Origin of the sequence: Candidatus Igneacidithiobacillus taiwanensis (assembly GCF_031962545.1) — a bacterium.
Taxonomy (GTDB): domain Bacteria; phylum Pseudomonadota; class Gammaproteobacteria; order Acidithiobacillales; family Acidithiobacillaceae; genus Igneacidithiobacillus; species Igneacidithiobacillus taiwanensis.
Map to the genome: position 1 here is coordinate 1 of NZ_JAVRKK010000159.1, position 4,657 is coordinate 4,657.

Here is a 4,657-nt window from a genome sequence, read left to right on the forward strand (position 1 = left end):
AGATACGCGCCTTCGCTCGAATTGTAAGATATTCTATGGGAAGTCCCCCCATTCGCCCCTTATGCGTAAAGCACAAGCAGACTTTCAGCGGCCCAAGATTCCAAAACGGCTCGCTTACCCCAGACAATTCATCAATGCTCTAGCCTAACGTGTAATAAACACGTCCGACGCTTCTGTCCTGGAATCAACCTATGGTATCCCACGGTCGACTTATCCGGTTGAGCTATTCAACAGGGCTTATGGCTTGCGCCACACGCGCCTAGGGCGATCCAGTCTCCCTCACACCCCCGATTGCCTCGCGACAAACTCAGCAGCCTCCGGCCCATCACATGTTGTACGATTACTCGCACCCCATGGGAGTGATTTCACACTCTCATAAATCAGCAGGGTATCATGGGCATTTGCTCCCATGTCCCGTGTCCACGTCGCCCAATCTCGCCGAAAATTTTTTCCGGCATGGAATCCGGTCGAAGGAAAGGAGTTGCACCCCCCCAGCGCCGGGTTGTTTGCCGCGCCAGCCCGACTAAAGGCACGCGGCTTCTGCGGTCTAGATTGCTTGGCGAGCAATCTACGGGTCGATAGACCCACGCATTACACAGCCGAGGGGTGACACCCCCGGTTGTCCTACTTGGCGAGTATCACAGCCCCTCTATTATGAGCTACATAGTATAGCGCCCCGAAAAAATTTCGGAATCTTTTTTTGTGTATGCATCTAATATGCAGCCAATATAAGTTAAATTGCGATAGCGGTGTATATACTATATGTTTGCTATGCAGGAGTTTTCATAAATGGCTAAGTTTGACCCCTTGGTTTTCGATAATAAAGTTGCTTTTATGCAGCAGATAATGACGTTTGTGCGGTTGGGTTTTACTAATTACATAACCGGAGAAATAATCCCAGAAAAAGCCGATGGCCTAGTGAAAAAATTTGCTAGATATTACGATATAAACCAAGACCGGCACCAAAGATTAAGGGCCAAAAAGAGGGGCGAGGGTTGTGCTGTTTTAGTTTTATATCAATCAAAAAAAGAGCCGTTAAGCCCTATTCTTTGGGCTTTATTAGTAACTAACGGGGAACATGTAGCACACAAAGCCGAGCCGTTAAAAGACGCATTAAACCCAAAAACGGCGCTAAATATAACAGGCTACGAACTGGTAAAAATAACCAAAAAAGACATAGCAAAACCGGTGTGGTCGTGGCGTATGAGCAAACAGACTTATGAATCTTGGCAACTCCGCATCATTGAAGCAGTGCGAAGCAAAAACAATGCAAGAATCAAAATCGAGGTCGATTCTCTGCATAAATCGCCGGGTTTTGCGGCGATAAGGCAGCAAATCAGGAAGCTAAACAAACTGCTAAAAGGTGAATGGAAACGGGCTGGGCATGAAAAAGGCTTCCCGCCGGGGCTACCGCAGCGCCTATACTACGTTAAGAGACTGCCCAACACTGGCAAACAGTTGAGCGTTATAGTAAAACGTGCTAAAACTGCCATAACAACACAAGAGGTTGAACAAATAGCAGCATGAAAAAAATAACCCCGATCCTGGGCCGCCAAGCTAGGAGATCGGGGAAGAATACAGACACAGATAGTATAGACACTATTCTCGCAGTCTGCAAGTCTTCCCCCCTCCCCCTAGCAAAGAGGCCCGCCGTAGCTAACGAGTAGCGCCATGGCCGCAGCAGCCGAGGCGCTATTCCCAGAGCTTGCCCGCGTCTTGTTCTATCAAGACGCGGCAAAGGACGTGCGCGACGTCCAGATCAAACTCACGGAAAACCTAAAAAAAGCGATAATTCCGCTAGTCCAAAAACGAGCAGAGGACATACTCAAAGTGGTGGCTTTAGGTAGGCAGCCGCTACCAGAGGAAGAAAAAATGGCGGCAAAGCAGGCCATAGAAGACGTGCTAATTCCGGCAAAGATCATAGCTAAAAGAGAGCCGCTATTAAACTACATAGACCTAGACTCAGACATTGACAAAATCAATAAATTTGCAGAGCAACAAGCAAAACAAATAATAATTGCATTTAATAAATACGGTAACGAAGGGATGCTTAAAGTAATCAAAGAGACTTTAGGCGTGGAGGACTTATTGCAACTTCCGGGAGTGAAAACTAAGCTAAGGGAGACAGGGGCACCAAAAGCAGACTGGGGCCGAGTTGTTCTTGCCGTTATTTACAAAAACGCGACAACGCGGGGATGGTGGGCAAGGGCTACAAAAAAAGTAGTAAATAGAATACGGGAAGAGATTTGGCGAGAGTTAGTGCCTAACCATATAAAAGCAGTATCTAGCGATTCTTTAACGACAAGTCAAGCAGTAGACAGAAGGGCCGAAGAATGGGCCAAAGACCATGTGGCAGTCAGAGAAAAAGACGGGCGGCTAATGACGCTACCGACGCCAAAAGATAAAGCAAAAAAAGAGCAGGCCGAGCGAATAACCGCAGCTTTTGGGCTAGGCCATGCCGCAAAAGAGCTAGGCTATACGCCACGATTTATCACAATCACTTGCCCCGCACATATGCACATGATGACCACGGCAGGCGGTAGTTATAAGCAAAATCCAAGCTATGACGGGACAACACCAAAGCAAGCCATGGAGTGGATAAACACAGGGTGGAGCCAATCACGGGCGGCATTTGAAAAAGCCGAGATCGAGATAATCTGGGAGCGGGTAGTCGAGCCGCACCGGGACGGCACGCCACACGTCCACATGCTAGCCTTTTCTAAGGAAGAAAACTGGGAGCAAATAGAGGAGATTCTAAGAGACAGATTCGAGGCGGGAAAAGAGACAGGTAACGACCGATACAAAAGAGGGGTAGCAGTGGAGGTGCCAAAGGCCGGGATATTTGGCGCGGTGCTTTATATAAACGCATACCTAAATAAAATATCGACCGGGAGCGGCATTAGTAAAAAAGAGCACAATAGATATAGAGCATGGTACCGGCAATATGGCATTAGAGCCTATGCCTTCAGCGGAAGAAAAGCGACCGTATGGAGGCTATGCCGGAGCATGGGGCCGATACCGGGAGCGAGCAGAGAGGCACAAGAGGCAGCACAAAAAGGCGACTGGTGGAGTTTTTTCAAGGCAGCCAACAAAACAGGACTACAGCCATTAAAGGAAGACGTAATCGGGGAAGAACTCGGCGGCTATGTATGCACCAGAAAAAGGATCATAGGCTTAACAGATGCAGCCGGTAATATCATAACAAAAGCAAAGTGGGTTCTTCGTAAAATAGCAGACGTGGAAGCAGAGAGAGCCCATGCTAAAGCTAGAGAGGACATAAACGCACGAGTGATGGAGCTTGAGTTTAAGGAACAGGTCAAATCGCATTTGCTACAGTTACTGCAAAAAGGACAAGGGGGAGACCCGGGAAACCCAGCAGGGGGATTCTGGGAGCTAAAAGAAGGACAGACCCCGCAAAAAACAGCCCCCCCAGACCCAAGAAAAGACCCTGAAGGGTGGCAAAAGTGGTGCGAAGAGATAGACCCGGCGGTGGGGTTCTAGAGAGGCTTTGCCCATGGCTTCCATTCTTACGCGGGTGTGGGGTGAGTAGGAGGCGGCAGGGGCGGACGGGTGCCCGCGCTCCCCGTCTCCACTCCCTACGGTCGCGGAGCCTCTCGCCCAGCGCGGCAGCGGCGCCGCTGCCCGTCCGATCAACGGCAAACAGGCCGACATGTTGAAGGTCTCCAATGAAAGCAGCACCCCACGAAAAAATCCAGGATTGAAAACAGGCCGCAGCCGTTCAGCAGCTAAATAAAAAGCCGATTCGTGGAACGCAAGATAAATAATCTAAATTCGCCACTCTCAAAAGTAAAGCTAGGTATTCTGTAAAAGTGAACAATATATTACAGCACGAGACAGTATAATATAACAGCAATGTGACAGTTCTGGACAGTTTTATACAACATTAAACAGTATCTCTATATTATAATTATATTACATTGTAATATTAAATGCTATATTTATATTATAATGTAATATTTAATCGATACCAAAAAGGAGAACATCCATGCAAGAGCAACATAGAAAACGTGGCAGACCTCGAATACATGAAGACCGGCGAGCAGCCGTGAGAGCTGCAGTGGCGGCTTATCGTGAGCGTAAACGCTCAACCGGGCAAAGTTTAACTACAGAAAACCAAAAAAACGGCCTGTGCAAACTTTTAACAACACTTGTTTGCAAAATAAAAAAGGCTACCCGAAGATAGCCTTTTAATAATGAATAATGCAAAACAATTGCCTTATTCGCTCAAATTATCGCCACAACAGTGTCACCTGTTGCCTATTAACAGATTGTCGCCAAACAATCCGCGGCGATGAGTCTATAAACCCAAGCTATGTAACTCGCCAAAGTCACATGCGTTCGCAACCGCCCCCCTCTTTCGCTATTCGCTCACCTTCGGCTAGTCAGCAAGCAACGACAACATGTAATAATTACATGTAACCTACTCAAGGAGTCTCCCTCAGTCATGCAACACTTTTATCGGTGTTTACGGTACATCATCCAGTTGCCAGCTAGACCCCGTTGACTGATTCCCGTGTTATCTGATCATGCGTTAACAGATACGCGCCTTCGCTCGAATTGTAAGATATTCTATGGGAAGTCCCCCCATTCGCCCCTTATGCGTAAAGCACAAGCAGACTTTCAGCGGCCCAAGATT

Annotated in this window: 2 protein-coding genes; both read left to right on the forward strand. The window is 47.7% G+C overall.

Translation table 11 applies throughout. The features are described from left to right. Positions 1-789: 789 nt before the first annotated feature. The gene (locus RTI30_RS12750) at positions 790-1,527 is read left to right on the forward strand and encodes a hypothetical protein (RefSeq protein ID WP_312283943.1); all 738 of its coding nucleotides are present in this window, start codon (positions 790-792) and stop codon (positions 1,525-1,527) included. A gap of 144 nt (positions 1,528-1,671) precedes the next feature. Continuing rightward, complete coding sequence (locus tag RTI30_RS12755; RefSeq protein ID WP_312283944.1) at positions 1,672-3,501, forward strand: replication endonuclease; 1,830 nt, start codon at positions 1,672-1,674, stop codon at positions 3,499-3,501. Positions 3,502-4,657: the final 1,156 nt, after the last annotated feature.

Excerpts from the sequence above, each read along its gene's own strand:
- RTI30_RS12755 (WP_312283944.1), top strand. The coding sequence starts at position 1,672 with ATGGCCGCAGCAGCCGAGGCGCTATTCCCAGAGCTTGCCCGCGTCTTG.
- RTI30_RS12750 (WP_312283943.1), top strand. The coding sequence starts at position 790 with ATGGCTAAGTTTGACCCCTTGGTTTTCGATAATAAAGTTGCTTTTATG.